Source organism: Saezia sanguinis, assembly GCF_003991585.1.
GTDB lineage: Bacteria > Pseudomonadota > Gammaproteobacteria > Burkholderiales > Burkholderiaceae_C > Saezia > Saezia sanguinis.
This window is the reverse complement of sequence record NZ_PQSP01000001.1, coordinates 682,607-700,400: the sequence shown is the minus strand read 5'-3', so window position 1 is coordinate 700,400 and position 17,794 is coordinate 682,607. Positions and strand designations below refer to the sequence as shown.

The 17,794-nt window shown below is 54.0% G+C and carries 15 protein-coding genes; 12 read left to right on the top strand and 3 right to left on the bottom strand.

The features are described from left to right. Positions 1-63: 63 nt before the first annotated feature. From CUZ56_RS03185 to CUZ56_RS03145, 9 genes are all read left to right on the top strand, one after another. On the top strand, positions 64-786 hold the full coding sequence (locus CUZ56_RS03185; protein ID WP_126978119.1) for a YebC/PmpR family DNA-binding transcriptional regulator: 723 nt from the start codon (positions 64-66) through the stop codon (positions 784-786). Between the two features lie 48 nt (positions 787-834). Continuing rightward, a complete protein-coding gene (gene purD / locus CUZ56_RS03180) occupies positions 835-2,121 on the top strand; it encodes a phosphoribosylamine--glycine ligase (protein ID WP_126978117.1) in 1,287 nt (428 codons plus the stop codon). Next, positions 2,111-3,046, top strand: coding sequence for an oxygen-dependent coproporphyrinogen oxidase (gene hemF, locus CUZ56_RS03175; protein ID WP_239441982.1), 936 nt, complete (start codon positions 2,111-2,113; stop codon positions 3,044-3,046). Before purD ends, hemF begins: the two co-directional genes overlap by 11 nt. Further along, the gene (gene nadD, locus CUZ56_RS03170) at positions 3,043-3,687 is read left to right on the top strand and encodes a nicotinate (nicotinamide) nucleotide adenylyltransferase (RefSeq protein WP_126978115.1); all 645 of its coding nucleotides are present in this window, start codon (positions 3,043-3,045) and stop codon (positions 3,685-3,687) included. The genes hemF and nadD overlap by 4 nt, the downstream gene beginning before the upstream one ends. Before the next feature lie 15 nt (positions 3,688-3,702). Further along, positions 3,703-4,332, top strand: a complete 630-nt coding sequence (gene rsfS, locus CUZ56_RS03165) for a ribosome silencing factor (protein ID WP_126978113.1) — start codon at positions 3,703-3,705, stop codon at positions 4,330-4,332. A gap of 37 nt (positions 4,333-4,369) precedes the next feature. Continuing rightward, complete coding sequence (gene rlmH, locus CUZ56_RS03160) at positions 4,370-4,849, top strand: 23S rRNA (pseudouridine(1915)-N(3))-methyltransferase RlmH (RefSeq protein ID WP_126978111.1); 480 nt, start codon at positions 4,370-4,372, stop codon at positions 4,847-4,849. Between the two features lie 90 nt (positions 4,850-4,939). Continuing rightward, positions 4,940-5,578: a Maf family protein gene (locus tag CUZ56_RS03155; RefSeq protein ID WP_239441981.1), complete on the top strand. Its 639-nt coding sequence runs from the start codon at positions 4,940-4,942 to the stop codon at positions 5,576-5,578. A gap of 10 nt (positions 5,579-5,588) precedes the next feature. After that, positions 5,589-7,058 (top strand): ribonuclease G, encoded by a 1,470-nt coding sequence (rng, locus tag CUZ56_RS03150; protein ID WP_126978107.1) that lies wholly within the window; start codon positions 5,589-5,591, stop codon positions 7,056-7,058. Between the two features lie 112 nt (positions 7,059-7,170). Further along, positions 7,171-8,133, top strand: coding sequence for a threo-3-hydroxy-L-aspartate ammonia-lyase (locus CUZ56_RS03145; protein ID WP_126978105.1), 963 nt, complete (start codon positions 7,171-7,173; stop codon positions 8,131-8,133). 51 nt (positions 8,134-8,184) lie between these two features. Here the strand turns inward: CUZ56_RS03145 and ruvC are convergent, their stop codons facing one another. From ruvC to CUZ56_RS03130, 3 genes are all read right to left on the bottom strand, one after another. Then, a complete protein-coding gene (gene ruvC, locus CUZ56_RS03140; RefSeq protein WP_126978556.1) occupies positions 8,185-8,733 on the bottom strand; it encodes a crossover junction endodeoxyribonuclease RuvC in 549 nt (182 codons plus the stop codon). A gap of 9 nt (positions 8,734-8,742) precedes the next feature. Continuing rightward, on the bottom strand, positions 8,743-9,339 hold the full coding sequence (locus CUZ56_RS03135; protein WP_126978103.1) for an NMCC_0638 family (lipo)protein: 597 nt from the start codon (positions 9,337-9,339) through the stop codon (positions 8,743-8,745). Positions 9,340-9,484: 145 nt separating this feature from the next. Next, entirely contained in the window at positions 9,485-10,756 is a 1,272-nt protein-coding gene (locus tag CUZ56_RS03130) for a mechanosensitive ion channel family protein (RefSeq protein WP_126978101.1), read from the bottom strand. A 574-nt stretch (positions 10,757-11,330) separates the two neighbouring features. On the opposite strand from CUZ56_RS03130, the gene acs reads away from it, so the two are divergent. The 3 genes from acs (at position 11,331) to CUZ56_RS03115 (ending at position 17,784) form a co-directional block, all read left to right on the top strand. Further along, positions 11,331-13,319, top strand: coding sequence for an acetate--CoA ligase (gene acs, locus CUZ56_RS03125; RefSeq protein WP_126978099.1), 1,989 nt, complete (start codon positions 11,331-11,333; stop codon positions 13,317-13,319). A 437-nt stretch (positions 13,320-13,756) separates the two neighbouring features. Further along, the gene (locus tag CUZ56_RS03120; RefSeq protein WP_126978097.1) at positions 13,757-15,235 is read left to right on the top strand and encodes a 3' terminal RNA ribose 2'-O-methyltransferase Hen1; all 1,479 of its coding nucleotides are present in this window, start codon (positions 13,757-13,759) and stop codon (positions 15,233-15,235) included. Further along, entirely contained in the window at positions 15,232-17,784 is a 2,553-nt protein-coding gene (locus CUZ56_RS03115) for a polynucleotide kinase-phosphatase (RefSeq protein WP_126978095.1), read from the top strand. Before CUZ56_RS03120 ends, CUZ56_RS03115 begins: the two co-directional genes overlap by 4 nt. Positions 17,785-17,794: the final 10 nt, after the last annotated feature.

The window sequence follows — 17,794 nt, the reverse complement described above, 5'->3', positions numbered from 1 at the left end:
GTTCAGATGGTTAAAATATGAGGCTGTCATTTTTATTACTGCATCAGCATAAGAGAGAATACCATGGCTGGACACAGCAAGTGGGCAAATATACAACATCGCAAGGGTCGCCAGGATGAAAAGCGCGGCAAAATCTGGAGCAAGCTGATCCGCGAGATCATCGTGGCTGCGCGCACCGGCGGGGGGGACATGAATGCCAACCCGCGTCTGCGTCTGGCGGTAGATAAGGCCAAAGACGCGAATATGCCGATTGATACGATCAAGCGCAATATCGACAAGGCGACCGGCAACCTCGATGGCGTGCAATATGAAGAAATCCGTTATGAGGGTTATGGCATTGGCGGCGCAGCGCTGATCATTGACTGCATGACCGACAACCGTGTGCGTACTGTTGCTGAAGTGAGACATTTGCTGTCAAAATCAGGGGGTAACCTGGGAGCAACCGGGTCTGTGGCATTCCAGTTCAAGCATTGCGGACAGTTTTTATTTGCCCCCGGTGCCGATGAAGACCGTATCATGGAAATCGCTCTGGAAGCCGGTGCAGAAGATGTCATCTCCGGAGACGATGGGGCCATTGAGGTTTTGTGTGCGCCGACAGATTTTGAAGCGGTCAGAGACGCTTTGGCCGGTGCCGGCGTTGTGCCTGATGCGGCAGAAGTGATATTGCGCCCTGAAAACAGTGTGGAACTCAGTGGCGATGATGCGGCAAAAATGCAAAAACTCATTGATGCGCTAGAAGACCTGGACGATGTGCAAGAGGTATATCACAATGCGGACTTTGCCTGAATTTCCCCCCAATTCATCAGGCGCGAATCAACTCAATAATGGATAACTATGAAAATTTTAGTGATTGGATCAGGCGGGCGTGAGCACGCATTGGCTTGGAAGCTGGCACAGTCGCCATTGGTGCAACGCGTGTTTGTGGCTACAGGCAATGGCGGTACCGCACTGGCTTCACCTGAACTGGAAAATGTACCGATCACCGATTTTGCCGAACTGGCAGATTTCTGCGTAGCGCAGCAGATTGAATTGACAGTCGTCGGGCCTGATGCGGCGCTGGCCGAAGGGGTGGTGAACTTGTTTCAAAGCCGTGGGCTGCTGGTTTTTGGCCCCACCAAAGAAGCCGCGCAGCTTGAGTGGTCGAAAGACTTTTCCAAAGCTTTCATGAAGCGCCACCGCATTCCAACAGCGGCTTATGAAACTTTTACCGATGCGGCAGCCGCCCATGCTTATGTTGAGCAGCAGGGCGTACCGATTGTGATCAAGGCCGATGGACTGGCTGCGGGCAAAGGCGTGGTGGTTGCGGCGACTCTGGATGAAGCGCATGCAGCCATTGACAGCATGCTGCTGGACAATAAATTCGGTGCTTCCGGCTCGCGCATTGTCATTGAAGAATTCATGGCAGGCGAAGAGGCCAGTTTTTTTGTCATCAGCGACGGCTATGAGTTTTTGACGCTGGCCACAGCCCAAGACCATAAGCGCCTGAACGATGGTGATACCGGCCCCAACACGGGCGGTATGGGGGCATATACCCCGGCACCGCTGGTAACGCCGGATATCCATGCCAAGGTAATTCAGCAGATTGTCCGTCCCACCTTAAAAGGCATGGCCGCAGAAGGGCGGCCGTTCTGCGGTTTTCTGTATGTGGGCCTGATGATTGATGAAAACGGACAACCACGTGTGGTGGAGTTTAACTCCCGCATGGGGGACCCGGAAACGCAGCCGATCATGATGCGCCTGAAGTCGGACCTGGTACCTGTGTTGTTTAACGCCGCACAGGGCAAGCTGAAAGAGGAAACCGAACTGGAGTGGGACCACCGTTTTGCATTGACTGTGATACTGGCCTCACAAGGTTATCCCGAATCACCGCGCAAAGGCGATGTGATTACCGGCCTGCCGCTGCAGGCTTCTGATGATGTGGTGGTGTTTCATGCCGGCACGCAGTTGAAGGATGGTGAATTACTGACCAATGGCGGCCGGGTACTGTGTGTCACAGCTTTGGGCACATCATTGAAACAGGCGCAGCAGCGCGCTTATGAAGCGGTTGCCCATATCCGTTTTGACGGCATGCAGTACCGGCGTGACATCGGCAACAAGGGAGTCAAGCGGCATGACAGTTGAACCGGGCATGCAGGCGGTGCCAACGCATGAGATCAAGGCGTGGCTGCTGTCTTTGCAGTTGCGCATTGTCAATGCGCTGGAGCAGGCAGACGGCGAGCCTTTCCTGATTGACGAATGGCAGCGCGCGCCCGGCGAAAAGCTGCAGGGTGGCGGCATTACCCGGCTGATAGAAAATGGCGGCCTGTTTGAGCGTGGCGGCTGTAATTTCAGCCATGTGCAAGGGCAGGCATTGCCGCCTTCTGCCACGGCACAGCGGCCGGAACTGGCTGGTGCAGCGTACGAAGCCATGGGGGTGTCGATGGTATTGCATCCGCGCAACCCTTATGTACCTACGGTGCATATGAATGTGCGCATGATGTGTGCTTTGCCGGCGAACCGCGATCCGGTGGTATGGTTTGGCGGCGGCATGGATTTGACGCCTTACTACGGCTTTGAAGAAGACGCCGTGCATTTTCACCGCGTTAACCAGCAGGCGTTGCAGCCTTTTGGCGACGATAAATACCCGCGTTTTAAACGCTGGTGTGATGAGTACTTTTTCCTCAAACACCGCAACGAGGCGCGTGGCATTGGCGGTGTTTTTTTTGACGACTTTAATGAACTGGGTTTTGAGCAGAGCTGGCTGATGACCAAAGCGGTGGGCGATGCATTTTTACAAGCCTATCTGCCGATTGTCGAGCGGCGCAGAAGCATGGCTTATGGTGAGACAGAGCAGGCATTTCAGGCGCACCGCCGTGGACGTTATGTCGAGTTCAACCTGATCTGGGACCGGGGAACGCACTTTGGCTTGCAATCAGGCGGACGTACGGAATCCATCCTGATGTCGATGCCTCCCGTTGCCAGTTGGGCTTACCAGTATCAGCCTGCCGCAGGAACGGCCGAAGCGCGGCTGTATACCGACTTTTTACCTGTGCGCGACTGGGTATGAGCAGCACCCAGCCTGCGGCCAATCGGCGGGTCGCCATGTATGGTGGTGCATTTGACCCGGTGCATCTGACGCACCTGAAGCTGGCCCGCTGCGTAACGCAGGCGTTGCATCTGGAGCAGTTGCTTTGGGTGCCTACCGGAGATGCCTGGCATAAAAACCATGTGCTGACGGCGGCCCAGCATCGTGTGGCCATGCTCAGGCTGGCATTTCAGGATGAGCCTGAAGCCCTGGTACAGAAATGGATGATCAGCACCAGCGAAATAGACCGTACCGGCCCCAGTTATACAGTGGATACGCTGGAACAACTGCAACAGGCCAGCCCTGATGCGCAATGGTATGTGGTCATGGGAGCCGACCAGTTTGCCCTGTTTCATACCTGGAAGCGCTGGCAAGAGATTGCCAGCCGCTGTACACTGGCAGTGATCGGACGTGCCGGAATACCATTACAGGCTGATGCCGATGTCATGGGCCAGGCAAAATGGGTACATGTGCCATTTGCCGAGTCGGACGTGTCATCCTCTGTCATCAGGGAGCTGGCACATCAGGCGGCAGGCGGCTCACAGCAGGCGGCTGAGCGGCTTGCAGGCATGGTACCGGCACCGGTGATCGGTTATATTGAGCAACATCATCTTTATCAGTGAGGGAAAAAATTCTGCATGGATATTCGCAAATTGCAACGCGTTATTGTTGACGGACTGGAAAACATCAAAGCCCAGGATATTGTGGTATTCAATACCGAGCATCTAAGCCCTTTGTTTGAGCGTGTCATCATCGCCTCAGCCAATACCAACCGGCAAACCAAAGCGCTTGCCAGCAGTGTTCGCGAAATGGTCAAAGAGGCTGGTTATCCGGTCCCACGCAGCGAAGGCGAAGAAAATGGCGAATGGATCATTGTGGACTGCGGCGACGCCGTGGTGCACATCATGCAGCCGACCATACGTTCCTACTACCGGCTGGAAGAAATCTGGGGTGAAAAGCCGGTGCGTGTGAAACTGGTTTCGGACAAGAAAGCTGCGGCAGCCAAGACGGCACCCCGCAAAACAACGGCATCGGGTGCGAAAACAGGCGCTACAGCGGTGAAGAGCGGTGCGGTCAAAAAAGCGCCAGCTAAAAAAGCACCAGTTAAAAAAGCATCGGCATCTAAAACCGCTCCGGCGAAAACGGTGAAAGTTGCCAAAACCTCGGCTAAAAAGCCTGCGGCAAAAACATCTGCCCGAACGGGTACTTCTCGGACAGCCGCTCAGAAAACAGCGGTGAAGAGAACTGTGCGGAAAAAAGCGGATTAACCGGTCAGGTTGATCAAACATTGCATGGGTTGCTGACATGAAAATTCTGGTGGTTGCCGTGGGGCAGAAAATGCCTGACTGGGCTCAGGCAGCATCAGACGACTATTTCAAGCGCTTTCCGGCAGACTGGAAAGTTGAGCTCAAAACCGTGAAGACCGAGCCGCGCACATCGGGGAAAACCGCGCCCGTATTAATGGCTGCGGAACGGGCGCGCATTGAGGCGGCTTTCAGCACAGGAGCCCGGCATCCTTATGTGATTGCGCTGGATGAGCACGGCGTACGCCAGACAACGGTGCAACTGGCACAGTCACTGCAAAGCATTGACCGGCAGGGGCACGAAGCCGTGCTGCTGATTGGCGGCCCGGATGGGCTGGACGCCGGGTTGAAGAAGCAGGCCCAGGCATTGTGGCGCCTGTCGGATCTGACCCTGCCACATGCCATGGTGAGGGTGCTACTGGCCGAACAGCTTTACCGTGCATGGTCTATTCTGGCCGGGCATCCTTATCACCGCGAGTAGGTATACCATTGGCGGTGGGATTTGTGCGCTGGTCAGCATGATCCGCTATGATAAAGCGCCCGCTGATTATCCACAATCATGACATCTGCTTTGACAACTTCAACCTCCTTGGCAACATTTGATTTTATTTATCTGGCTTCTCAAAGTCCCAGACGGCGTGAGTTACTGGGGCAGATTGGCGTGCGCTACGAAATGCTGCTGCCGGATGCCCAGGAAGATGCTGAAAGCCTGGAAGCCATTGAGCCCCAGGAGGCCCCTGCAGTTTATGTGCAGCGGGTCACGCGGGCCAAATTACAGGCAGCAGTGCTGCGGCACAAACGGCACGGATTACCGGCGGCCCCGGTTTTGTGTGCAGATACCACGGTCGCGTTAGGCGCTACCATTTATGGCAAGCCTGAAAATGAGGCTGATGCCTGCCGCATCCTTTCCGAGCTTCAAAACGGCATGCATCAGGTGCTGACGGCTGTCGCCGTCGCACTTCCGGGACAGGAGGGCAAGGTGTGGCAGCGTTTAAGCACGTCCCATGTGAGGCTGGCGGCCATGTCTGCACAGGAAATCGAACGTTATGTTCTCAGCGGCGAATCCATGGGCAAAGCCGGGGCATACGCCATACAGGGCCGCATGGCGGCCTTTGTCAGCCATATTGAAGGCTCTTATTCCGGAATTATGGGCTTACCTTTATACGAAACGGCACAACTGCTGAGTGCAGCAGGTGTCAAACACAGTTAAAACAATCACGATGCAGGAAATTTTAATCAACACCAGCCCTCAGGAAACCCGTGTCGCTGTCGTCGAAAATGGCGAAGCACAGGAACTGCATATTGAGCGCGAGCTCGAGCGCGGCCTGGTCGGTAATATCTATTTGGGCAAAGTGTCCCGCGTGCTTCCGGGCATGCAGTCCGCTTTTGTCGATATCGGGCTGGAAAAGGCTGCATTTTTGCATGTGGCCGATGTCTGGCGCCCGCATGTGGGGGCGGATGCATCGCAGGAAGTGCTGACGCCGATTGAAAAGCAGATTTTCCAGGGCCAATCGCTGCTGGTGCAGGTGGTGAAAGACCCGATCGGTACCAAGGGTGCGCGGCTTTCAACGCAGATCAGCATTGCCGGGCGAATGCTGGTGTTGTTACCGCAGGACCAGCATATCGGGGTTTCAACCCGCATTGAATCTGCTGATCTGCGCGAGCAGTTGCGTGACCGACTGACGCAGATTGTGCAGGCGTATCCGGGTGAAGGCAACGGGTTTATTCTGCGTACCAATGCCGAAGATGCAACCGATGATGAGTTGCTGGATGATGTAACCTATCTGCGGCGTATTTGGGCGGTCATTGTGGAAAAGGCGAAAACCTCGCCTGCAGGCTCATTACTGTATGAAGACCTGAATCTGCTGCGGCGGGTTCTGCGTGATCTGGTCACGGAAAATACCCGTGCCATCCGCATTGATTCCCGCTCCCGGTATGCGCAACTGCGCGAATTTGGCGAGCGCTACATGCCCGCCGCAACCGGAAAACTAGAGCTGTTTCAGGGAGATCGCCCGATTTTTGATTATTTTTCAATTGAAGATGCATTGCTCAAAGCCATGCAACGCCGTTTTGAACTGAAATCCGGCGGTTATCTGATCATTGACCAGACTGAGGCGCTGACAAGCATTGACGTGAATACCGGCGGCTATGTCGGGGCCAGAAACTTTGATGAAACCATTTTTAAAACCAACCTGGAGGCTGCCGGGGCCATTGCCCGCCAGTTGCGTTTGCGCAACCTGGGTGGAATCATCATCATTGATTTCATTGACATGATCAACGAAGAGCACCGGATGCAGGTGCTCGAAGAACTGCGTAAGCAGCTTGCGCATGACCGTGTCAAAACCACCGTGAGCGATTTTTCTGCACTTGGGCTGGTTGAAATGACACGCAAACGCACCCGCGAATCCTTATCGCACATGCTGTGCGAGGCCTGTCCAACCTGCCAGCGGCGCGGTGAGGTTAAAACCGCCCGGACCGTGTGTTATGAAATCCTGCGCGAGATTTTGCGTGAGTCGCGCCAGTTCAATCCCAAGGAATTCCGTGTAATTGCTTCGCCCAAGGTCATTGAAACTTTTCTGGATGAGGAAAGCCAGCATCTTGCCGGGCTGTGTGAATACATCGGAAAACGTATTTCGCTGCAGGCAGAAAGCATCCTGACGCAGGAGCAGTATGATATTGTTTTACAATAACCGGCTGTGGACCTTGGGCTGCGGCTTGACCGCTTTTTTATAAACGGGGTATGCTACAGCATTATGCCCGTTTTGACAGACTTATTGATCAGTATAAAAAAGGAATGACGACATGCTGAATTTGCCAACATATGACGATGTAGTGCTTGCTGCCAAACGTTTAAGGGGGCATGCACATCGTACCCCTGTACTGAGCTCCAGTACGGCTAATCGTGATGTCAATGCGCAGATTTTTTTCAAATGTGAAAACCTGCAGCGCATGGGGGCGTTTAAATTTCGTGGCGCTTTTAACGCACTGTCCAACCTGAGCGATGAACAGCGCCGCGCCGGCGTGGTGGCATTTTCGTCGGGCAATCATGCACAAGCTGTTGCCCTGGCTGGCCGGCTGCTTGGCATTGAAACAACCATTGTGATGCCCGAAGACGCGCCGCACTCCAAGATGGAGGCCACCCGCGGGTATGGTGCCACAGTGATTACGTATGACCGTTACACGCAGGATCGCGAAGAAATTACCCGCAAACTGGCTGATGAAAAAGGGGCGGTGGTGATTCCGCCTTATGATCACCCGGATGTCATTGCCGGGCAGGGTACGGCAGCCAAGGAGTTGCTGGAAAAAGTCGGCCCGCTGGATGTGATCATCACGCCTTTAGGCGGCGGTGGCCTGCTCAGCGGTACAGCGCTGGCAGCGCGCGCATTGGCACCGAATATCCAGGTGTTTGGTGTGGAGCCTGAGGCGGGCAACGATGGTCAGCAGTCGTTCAGATCCGGCTCCATTGTGCACATCGATACACCCAAAACCATTGCCGATGGTGCTCAGACCCAGCATCTGGGCCAGTACACCTACAACATCATCAAGCGCGATGTGAATGATATTTTCACGGCAACAGACGATGAACTGGTGGACTGCATGCGGTTTTTTGCCGAGCGCATGAAACTCATTGTGGAGCCCACAGGGTGTCTGGGGTTGGCAGCAGTGCGCAAGATGAAAGATCAGCTCAAAGGCCTGCGCATTGGTGTCATTATCAGCGGCGGCAATATTGATATCCAGAGGTTTTCCAGCCTGATACACGCATAACAGGTGCATGACTTTTCTCTGAAATAACGCATCGGATCACAGGGCGTATCTTTAATAGGTACGCCCTTTGGCATATTGGGCGAAGGTGCGGCGGTTAAGTTTGGCGGTTTGTGCCAGCTTGCTCATAGAGCCTCCGGCATGGGCATGGCAGATGGCAAGCGCCAGGGCATCTGCCGCGTCTTTGGAAGGTCGGCCAGGCAGATTCAGCAAACGCATGACCATTTCCTGTACCTGTTCCTTGCGTGCCTTGCCATGCCCGACGACGGCTTTTTTTAACTGCAAGGCGGTATATTCTGCAACGGGCAGGTTGCACGCAACCAGCGCGGAAAGCAGCGCACCCCGGGCCTGCCCAAGCATCAGGGTGGATTGCGGGTTGACATTGACAAATACAATTTCAATGGCGCTGACCTGTGGCTGGTAGCGCTGCACAATTTCCTGAATTCCTTCGTACAGAACTTTGATGCGCCCGGGCAGGTTGCCTAGCTCCACATGGGTGGTGCTGACGGTGCCGCTGGCAACATAACTCAGCTTGCTGCCCTGTGCGTCCAGCACACCAAAGCCTGTGCGTTGCAGGCCGGGGTCAATGCCCAGAATGCGAATGCTCATGGCTTATTTGCCGGTAATGGTGATTGAAGCCATGCTTTGCGGTACGGCTTCTGGCGGATTGCTTGATGTGGACAGGATCAGCAGGATCTGGCGTGGTGCCTCAGGCAAAGTCCATGTGTAGCTTTGGTGGTGAATGACATTGCTCTCTACAATACGGTAGTCGTCCTTGTATACAGATGACTGCATGTCCGCAGGCGCATCTGTGGCAATGGCTTGAAACTGGGCTTCTATCCGCGTGGTGTCTGCGCGCAGCGCATAAACAGAACAAATGTCAACCTCGTCGGGTATGGCAATGACGTAGGTGCCGCCCATGCCCGATATCGGCCACGCTTTTCCTGGTATGCCTTGCAGAAAATACTCGGCTTTGTAAGGTTCCAGCGGCGGCTGGTTTTGCAGTTGCTGGCGCAGTGTATCAAGCTGCACAATATGCTGGACGCACAATTGGTTGTAAAGCCTGATGAACGCGTCAGCCTGTTGTTGCAGAGAGTTTTCGGGTTCAGATGGCGCTTCTGTGCCTGCTGTGGCAGGTGTTGTCTGTGCCAACGCAGTGCCGGTCCACAGCACAAATAAGGCCAATACAATGGAAATATGGCGGCGCATCTTAAAACTCCTTGCTTCTATGCCTGCAGCATATGATGATGGGGGAAATCATAGCGCAAGTTGGCAATAGCGGTTTGGTCAGGGTGTAAAGCGGCTGCACCGTATGGCCTGCATAGTGGCTGCGGACGGTAGCCGCCTGTGTGTTTTATGGCTGCCCTGCAGTGGCTGTTGTTTCATGCGCTGCGGGCGACATCGTGCCAGCCAGCAGCGACAGGTCATGCCCCGATGGCTGTTGGTAGGCTCGCAGGCCAAACTCGGACAATACGGAAAACAGGTGATCAAAAATATCGCCCTGTATGCCTTCATATTCGGCCCAGGCAGTGGTATTGGTAAAACAATAGATCTCCATTGGAATACCTTCGGCCTGCGGCGCCAGTTGCCGCACCATGCAGGTCATGGTCTGATTGATGCGTGGGTGTGATTTCAGATAGGCCAGCGCGTAGGCACGGAAGGTGCCCAGGTTGGTCAGGCGGCGGCGGTTTGCCTGCATCTGGGCATCTTCCCCCAGGTTGGAGTTGTAGGTATCAATTTCGACCTGTTTATCGGCCAGGTAACCTTTCAGAACACGCAGGTGGCACAGGTGATCGAACTGCGTTGGCGCGACAAAACCGACGCTGCTGATGTCAATATATAACGAGCGCTTGATACGCCGTCCGCCTGACTCCTGCATACCACGCCAGTTTTTGAAACTTTCCTGCATAAAGCGCCAGGTCGGAATGGAGGTGACTGTTTTATCCCAGTTCTGCACCTTAACGACTTGCAGCGCAATGTCGATCACATCACCATCTGCGCCTACCTGCGGCATTTCAATCCAGTCGCCTACCCGCAATGTGTCGTTGGAGGATAACTGTACGCCGGCAACAAAAGAAAGAATGGTGTCTTTGAACACCAGCATGGTGATGGCAGACATGGCGCCCAAACCGGAGAGCAGGATCACCGGCGAGCGGTTAATCAGTACCGCAATGATGCAGATGGCACCCAGTATGAATATAGCCAACTGGGCCAATTGCACATAGCTCTTGATAGAGCGCAGGCGCATGTCTTCTTTATGAGTGAAGTAAGTCGTGATGGCTTCCAGATAGACGGAAATGGTCAGCATGCCATATAACAGCGTCATGGCCGTGGCAATGTTGCGTACGATCTGAACAAACGATTCTGCCAGGTTGGGAATCAGGGTAATGCCGACCTGAATGATGATCCAGGGCAGGATTTTTGCGATTTTTTTGATGACTTCCGGATCTGCCAGCGTACTGATGAAAGCGGTTGTGCTGCGGGTCAGGCGCTTTGCAGCGTAACCCAGTATCTGGCGGAAGACATAGTAGGCCAGCAGTGCAACGATAAACAGAACGCCGACGTTGAGGATGATGACAGGCAGTGTGTTTTCCGTAGAGAATAAAGTACGTAATTGATCAAGCATGGGTGATGATGTGATCCCTATCAAAAAAATCGTGGCGGATGTATTGCCGATGAAGTGCTGGTGCAGTGGCAATGCTTGAATACCGGCAGAAAATTACCGGCTTTACAAAAGTCTGTGCAGACAGGGTTTTGTGGCGTAGCAATGTATGCCTGCCTTTTAATCATAACATTATCGGAAAATGCATGCCTTCGCAGCATATTCAATCGATCATGAAGCTGCGGCAAAAATAAACGCGGCCTAATCATCGAATGCAGATATCGAGGCATATAAGGCAAACCCTAATAAGCTTTTGTGATAAAAGCATTTTGAAACGCGTTCAAGATGATGTCCTGATGCGATACCGCTTTGAATTCTATCGGTTTGTGTGGTGCATAAAACAGCCAGGGTACTGGTGATGCAAGCTTTTACGACCGGCTGATTGATCAGGGCAGAGGTTTTGACAGGAATCAACTTATTAGGGAATATCCTCAGTTTTCAGCGATGAAACCGTGTGTAGGAGAGTATACAATCGATATGTTATCCTCTGAATAAAAAAGGCACCGGATATTTCTCATTGATAAGGAGACAGAACGATATGAATAACAGCATCGAGTCTACATTGGTAGAAGATCGCATTTTTAATCCATCAAAAGAGGTTGTAGCTCAGGCGCGCATCAGCGGCATGCCTGCCTATCAGGAACTTTGTAAACAAGCCAATGAGAATCCGGATGAATTCTGGGCTAAACTGGCCAAAGAGCATTTGAACTGGGACAAACCTTTCACCAGGGTTCTGGATGAAAGTCAGGCTCCGTTTTATAAATGGTTCGATGATGGCATGCTGAATGCATCGGCCAACTGCCTGGACCGCCATCTGGGGACGCCCACTGAAAAAAAAGTTGCAATTATTTTTGAAAATGATGATGGCGAAGTTACCAAACTGACCTATCGAGACCTGTACGAAAAAGTTTGCCAACTGGCCAATGCTCTGTCGGTCAGCGGCATTCAAAAGGGTGACCGGGTCATTATCTACATGCCGATGACGGTGGAAGGTATTGTGGCCATGCAGGCCTGTGCCCGCATCGGGGCAACGCACTCGGTCGTGTTTGGCGGTTTTTCTGCACGCAGTCTGCATGAGCGTATTCAGGATGCCGGTGCGGTGGCGGTTATGACCACCAACTTCCAGCGCCGTGGCGGCAAATCACTGCCGCTGAAATCCATTGTGGATGATGCGCTGGATATGGGCGGGTGTGACAGTGTCAAACAGGTGATTGTGCACCAGCGAACAGATGACAAAACGGTAATGAAAGAGGGCCGTGATGTCTGGCTGCATGACTTCCTGAAAGGCCACGCCAAAGAAAGTAAACCGGTTCCTGTGGAAGCCGAGCATCCGTTGTTTGTGCTGTATACATCGGGGTCTACCGGCAAGCCTAAAGGCGTGCAGCATTCTACGGCGGGTTATCTGCTGTGGGCCAAGGTCACCATGCTGTGGACATTTGATCTTAAAGATGAAGACGTTTACTGGTGTACTGCCGATATCGGCTGGATTACCGGACACAGCTACGTGAACTATGGGCCGCTTTGTGCGGGTGCGACGCAGGTGGTGTTTGAAGGCATTCCAACCTATCCGGACGCGAGCCGTTTCTGGCAGATGATTGAGCGCCACAAGGTTTCTATTTTCTATACAGCGCCAACGGCGATCCGTTCATTGATCAAATCTTCTGATGCCGATCAAAAACTGCATCCGAAAAACTTTGATATGAGTTCGCTGCGTATTTTGGGCAGTGTGGGTGAGCCGATCAATCCGGAAGCCTGGATGTGGTTCTATGAGCAGGTTGGCGGCAAACGTTGTCCGATCATGGATACTTTCTGGCAAACCGAAAGTGGCGGGCATCTGATTACGCCGCTGCCGGGTGTGACGCCTTTGGTGCCGGGCTCGTGCACCTTGCCGCTGCCGGGTATTGACGCGGTCATTGTCGATGAGATCGGAGATGAAATGCCCAATGGCGAAGGCGGGCTGCTGGTGATTCGCCGTCCATGGCCAAGCATGATCCGCACCATCTGGGGTGACCCGGAACGGTTCAAGCGTTCCTACTTCCCGTCAGAGCTGGGTGGCAAGATCTACCTGGCAGGTGATGGTGCTGTGCGCAATAAAGACAATGGCTACTTCCGCATTACCGGCCGTATTGATGATGTGCTCAATGTGAGTGGCCATCGTCTGGGTACCATGGAGATTGAATCGGCACTGGTTGCACGTTCCGACATTGTGGCTGAAGCCGCTGTGGTCGGTCGTCCTGATGATGTCACCGGTGAAGCCATCGTGGCATTTGTGGTGCTCAAGGGAGAGATTCCCACAGGCGATGCTGCGCAGAAACTGGCACAGGAACTGCGTAACTGGGTAGGCAAGGAAATTGGGCCGATTGCCAAGCCCAAGGATATCCGCTTTGGTGAAAACCTGCCCAAGACGCGCAGCGGCAAAATCATGCGCCGTTTGCTGCGTGGCCTTGCCCGTGGTGAAACACTGGCGCAGGATACCAGCACGCTGGAAAACCCCGGCATTCTGGAACAGCTTTCACGCAATAACTGATATTTAGTTATAAATCTGCTGATATGGCCTGCTGTGATGCAGGCCATATTTTTTCATGTGGTCTTATTTGTGTGCCTTTTTGTCACACATGCATGTGCTGTTCTTGTGCCGCCTGTGTGCATGCATATACAATACAGTCACCTTGTAAACAGCGATGATGCTGTTTATGTATGGGTGTTACATTTTGGCATGGGGTTCTATACCATCACGGCTTAGATGCATATCCCCTTGCATGCCTTGCCATCCGTTGGCCAAACCGATCACTTCGTTATTCTGCTTGAACCGTATGTGTTGAAGCATTGCCATGCATCATGCACGCGTAGCAGGTGTATACCTGATTGCCCTGTGTTGGCAGCCGGTTCATTTGCGCAATTGTCATGCAAAATCAGCGGTAGTGATCAAAGATAGCAAAATAAAGAAGTAAAGAAGAGGCAAAAATGCTTTTGAATATTACAACCACACACAGGCCGGCAACGGACATGGGTTATCTGCTTGGGAAGAATCCCGAGCGTTTGCAAACCTTTACCATTCCCTTTGGAAAAGCACATGTGTTTTATCCGCAGGCGAATGATGAATGCTGCTCGGTTGTCCTGTATGCCGATATTGATCCGGTCGGGCTGGTGCGCGGACGTGGTGAAGGTGACGGCGTGCTGGCACAGTATGTCAATGACCGGCCATATACAGCATCGTCTTTTCTGTCGGTTGCCATGGCTCGGGTATTTTCCAGTGCCCTGTCGGGGCGCAGTCGTGAACGGCCCGAGCTTGCGTTGACAGCAATACCATTGCAGGCGCATCTGCCGGTGATTCGTTGCCAGGCGGGTGAAGAAAAGCTCAGGGAGTGTTTTGAGCCGCTGGGATATCAGGTTGATGTGACGCCGATTGTTCTGGATGTTCAATTTCCGCAATGGGGCGAAAGCGGCTATTTTGACTTGAAGCTGTCGGCAACGATCAGACTGTCAGATCTGCTGATGCACCTGTATGTGCTGCTGCCGGCAATTGATGGCAGCAAACACTATTACATTGGCGAAGATGAGGTGCAAAAGCTGATCGAAAAGGGCAGGGACTGGCTACTGGAGCATCCGCAGCGCGAGTGGATCATGAACCGCTATCTCAAGCGCCAGCGTTCACTGGTGCATATGGCGCTGGAAAAGCTGCTGGAGGATTCGCCGGATGTTTTGCTGGCTGATGAGCAGGCCCTTGAAGAAGAGGCAGACGATGTTGATGTGACCGCAGAGGGACAGGAAACTGAAGGGCAGGAGGCGGTGCCGCAGAATGATGCTGCAACAGTGAACGGAGAACAGGCGCTGGAAAAACCATTGAGCCTGAATGCACAGCGCATGAACACCGTGGTGGATACGCTGGTGGCAGCCAATGTGCATTCGGTGGTTGACCTGGGTTGTGGCGAAGGGCGCCTGCTGCGCCATTTGCTAGGAAAACGCCAGTTTGAAAAACTGCTGGGGATTGATGTGTCAAACATAGTTCTGGAGCGTGCATTCAGCAGGCTCAAGCTCGACCGCCTGCCGCCCATGAAGCGCAAGCGCATTGAACTGGCGCAGGGCAGCCTGACTTACCGCGATGCGCGGTTGCAGGGTTTTGATGCCGCATGTGCGATTGAGGTGATTGAGCACATGGATGCTGAACGCATACCGGCGTTTGAACGGGCTTTGTTTGAGTATGCGCAGCCGCCGATGGTGATTGTGACCACGCCCAATGTGGAGTACAACGCGCGTTTTGAGGGGCTTGCCGATGATGTGTTAAGGCATAAGGACCACCGTTTTGAATGGACACGCTCAGAGTTTGAGCGCTGGGCCAATGGTGTGTGTGAACGTTATGGTTACCGTGTGGAGTTTGTGCCGATCGGGCAGTTTGACCCTGAAGTAGGGGCTCCTACACAGATGGGGGTATTCCGCCGATGAAAACAATACAGATACCGGAATTGACACTGTTGGCGCTGATCGGCCCGTCGGGGTCGGGTAAATCCACTTTTGCCCGCCAGCATTTTCTGCCCACCGAAGTGATTTCTTCTGATTATTGCCGGGGACTGGTCAGTGACGATGAAAACAACCAGCACTGCAGTAAAGACGCTTTTGATGTGCTGTACTACATTGCTGCCAAGCGGCTTGCCGCAGGCAAATTGGTGGTGGTGGATGCGACCAATGTGCGCCCGGAGGATCGCAGGCAACTGGTTGCGCTGGCGCGGCAGTATCATGTACGGCCTTCGGCCATTGTATTTGACCTGCCGGAGCAGCTTTGCCATGAGCGCAACGCCAGCCGCCCGGACCGCGCTTTCGGGCCGCATGTCATTCGCCAGCATATGAAAAGCCTGCACCGTTCGATGCGCGGGCTGGTGCGTGAGGGTTTCCGGCATATTGCCCATCTGAAAACCGAGGAGGAAGTCAACGCAGCGGTCATTGAGCGGCAAAAGCTGTGGAATGACAAGCGTGAAGAACATGGGCCGTTTGACATCATTGGTGATGTGCATGGCTGCTATGCTGAACTGCTTGCACTGCTGGGAAAGCTGGGTTATCAGGTGACAGGCGATGCAGACTTTTTGCAGGTGCAGCCACCGGCGGGGCGCAAGGTGGTGTTTGTAGGGGATCTGGTGGATCGTGGCCCTGATTCACCGGCCGTGCTTAAGCTTGTGATGCACATGGTACGCAATGGAACAGCGCTGTGTGTGCCGGGCAACCATGATGTCAAGCTGATGCGCAAACTGTGGGGCAAACAGGTAAAGCTCACGCATGGCCTGGAAGAAACGATGCAGCAACTGGCGGCATACCCAGCAGAATTTCATACGGAAGTTGCCGATTTTCTGGAAAGCCTGGTCAGTCACTATGTGCTGGATGATGGGCGGCTGGTGGTGGCGCACGCCGGGATGAAGGCAGAAATGCAGGGACGTGCATCAGGTGAAGTCCGCTCCTTTGCCTTGTATGGCGAGACCACCGGCGAGGATGACGAATACGGGCTGCCGGTGCGTTATGACTGGGCCAATGACTACCGTGGGGATGCAATGGTGGTTTACGGGCATACGCCTTCTCCGCGTGCCGAATGGATCAATCGTACCCTTTGTGTCGATACCGGTTGTGTATTTGGCGGTCATTTGACGGCGCTGCGCTATCCCGAGCGTGAAATTGTCAGCGTGCCCGCGTTGCAGGTGTATTATGAGCCGGTGCGCCCGCTGGAAGAACCCCAGACGCAGGCCGATACGCTGCGCGGGAGCTATGTGCTGGATATTGATGATGTACTGGGTAAGCGGCATATTCAGCCACGCCTGGGTAACAGCATCACTATCCGTGAGGCGCAGGCGCGTGCGGCACTGGAGGTCATGAGTCGTTTTGCCATGGACCCGCGCTGGCTGGTTTATCTGCCGCCGACCATGTCGCCTCCGGCTACCTCGGCGCTGGCGCATTATCTGGAATACCCGACCGAGGCTTTTAATTACTACCGCCATGCGGGTGTGACGGAGCTGGTGTGTGAGGAAAAACACATGGGTTCACGTGCGGTGATGGTTTTGTGCCGCGACGACGAGGCTGTGCGCAGGCGGTTTGGGATAGAGGCAGGTGGCCGTGGAGCTGTTTATACACGTACTGGCCGGGCTTTTTTCAATGACGCTGATCTGACTCGGCAAGTTTTGGAGAAAGCGGATAACGCGATGCAGGCCAGCGGGCTGTGGCAGAGTCTGCAAACCGACTGGATTGTTCTGGATATGGAGATTTTGCCCTGGTCGGCCAAGTCGGGGGAGCTGCTGCGGCAGCAATATGCGCCTACAGGGGCATCGGCATTGGCGAATCTGGGGGCGGTATCTCAATGGATGGAAATGGCCGCCGGGCGTGGCGTGCAAATGGGCGCTTTGCCGCAGGAAGTTTTGCAACGCAAGGATATGATTCAGCGTTATATCGATGAATATCGAAATTACTGCTGGGAGGTGAACAGTGTGGATGACCTGCGCCTGGCGCCGTTTCAGATTCTGGCTTATGAGGGCAGGGTGGGAATGGATGCTGACCATCGCTGGCATCTGGACATGCTCGATCAGCTTTGTGCAGCGGATTTGCAGCTTTTCAAACCGACCGGCCGGCGTTTTGTCGACCTTTCAGACCCTGCAAGCGAGCAGGAGGCAACCTCCTGGTGGGAAGCACTCACCGGGGAGGGCCGGGGGGAAGGCATGGTCATCAAGCCGGTGGCAGGCATCGTCAAAGGTGAAAAAGGCCTGATGCAGCCTGCCATCAAATGTCGCGGGCGCGAATACCTGCGCATTATTTATGGCCCGACTTATTCAGAGCCGGAAAATTTGGAACGCTTGCGTAAGCGCGGACTGGGGCTCAAGCGTGCTTTGGCACTGCGTGAGTTTGCATTGGGCTACGAGGCATTGCACCGCTTTGTTTCCAATGAACCCCATTACCGGGTGCATGAATGCGTATTCGGTGTACTGGCGCTGGAGAGCGAGCCGGTCGATCCCCGTCTGTAAACGCATGGTG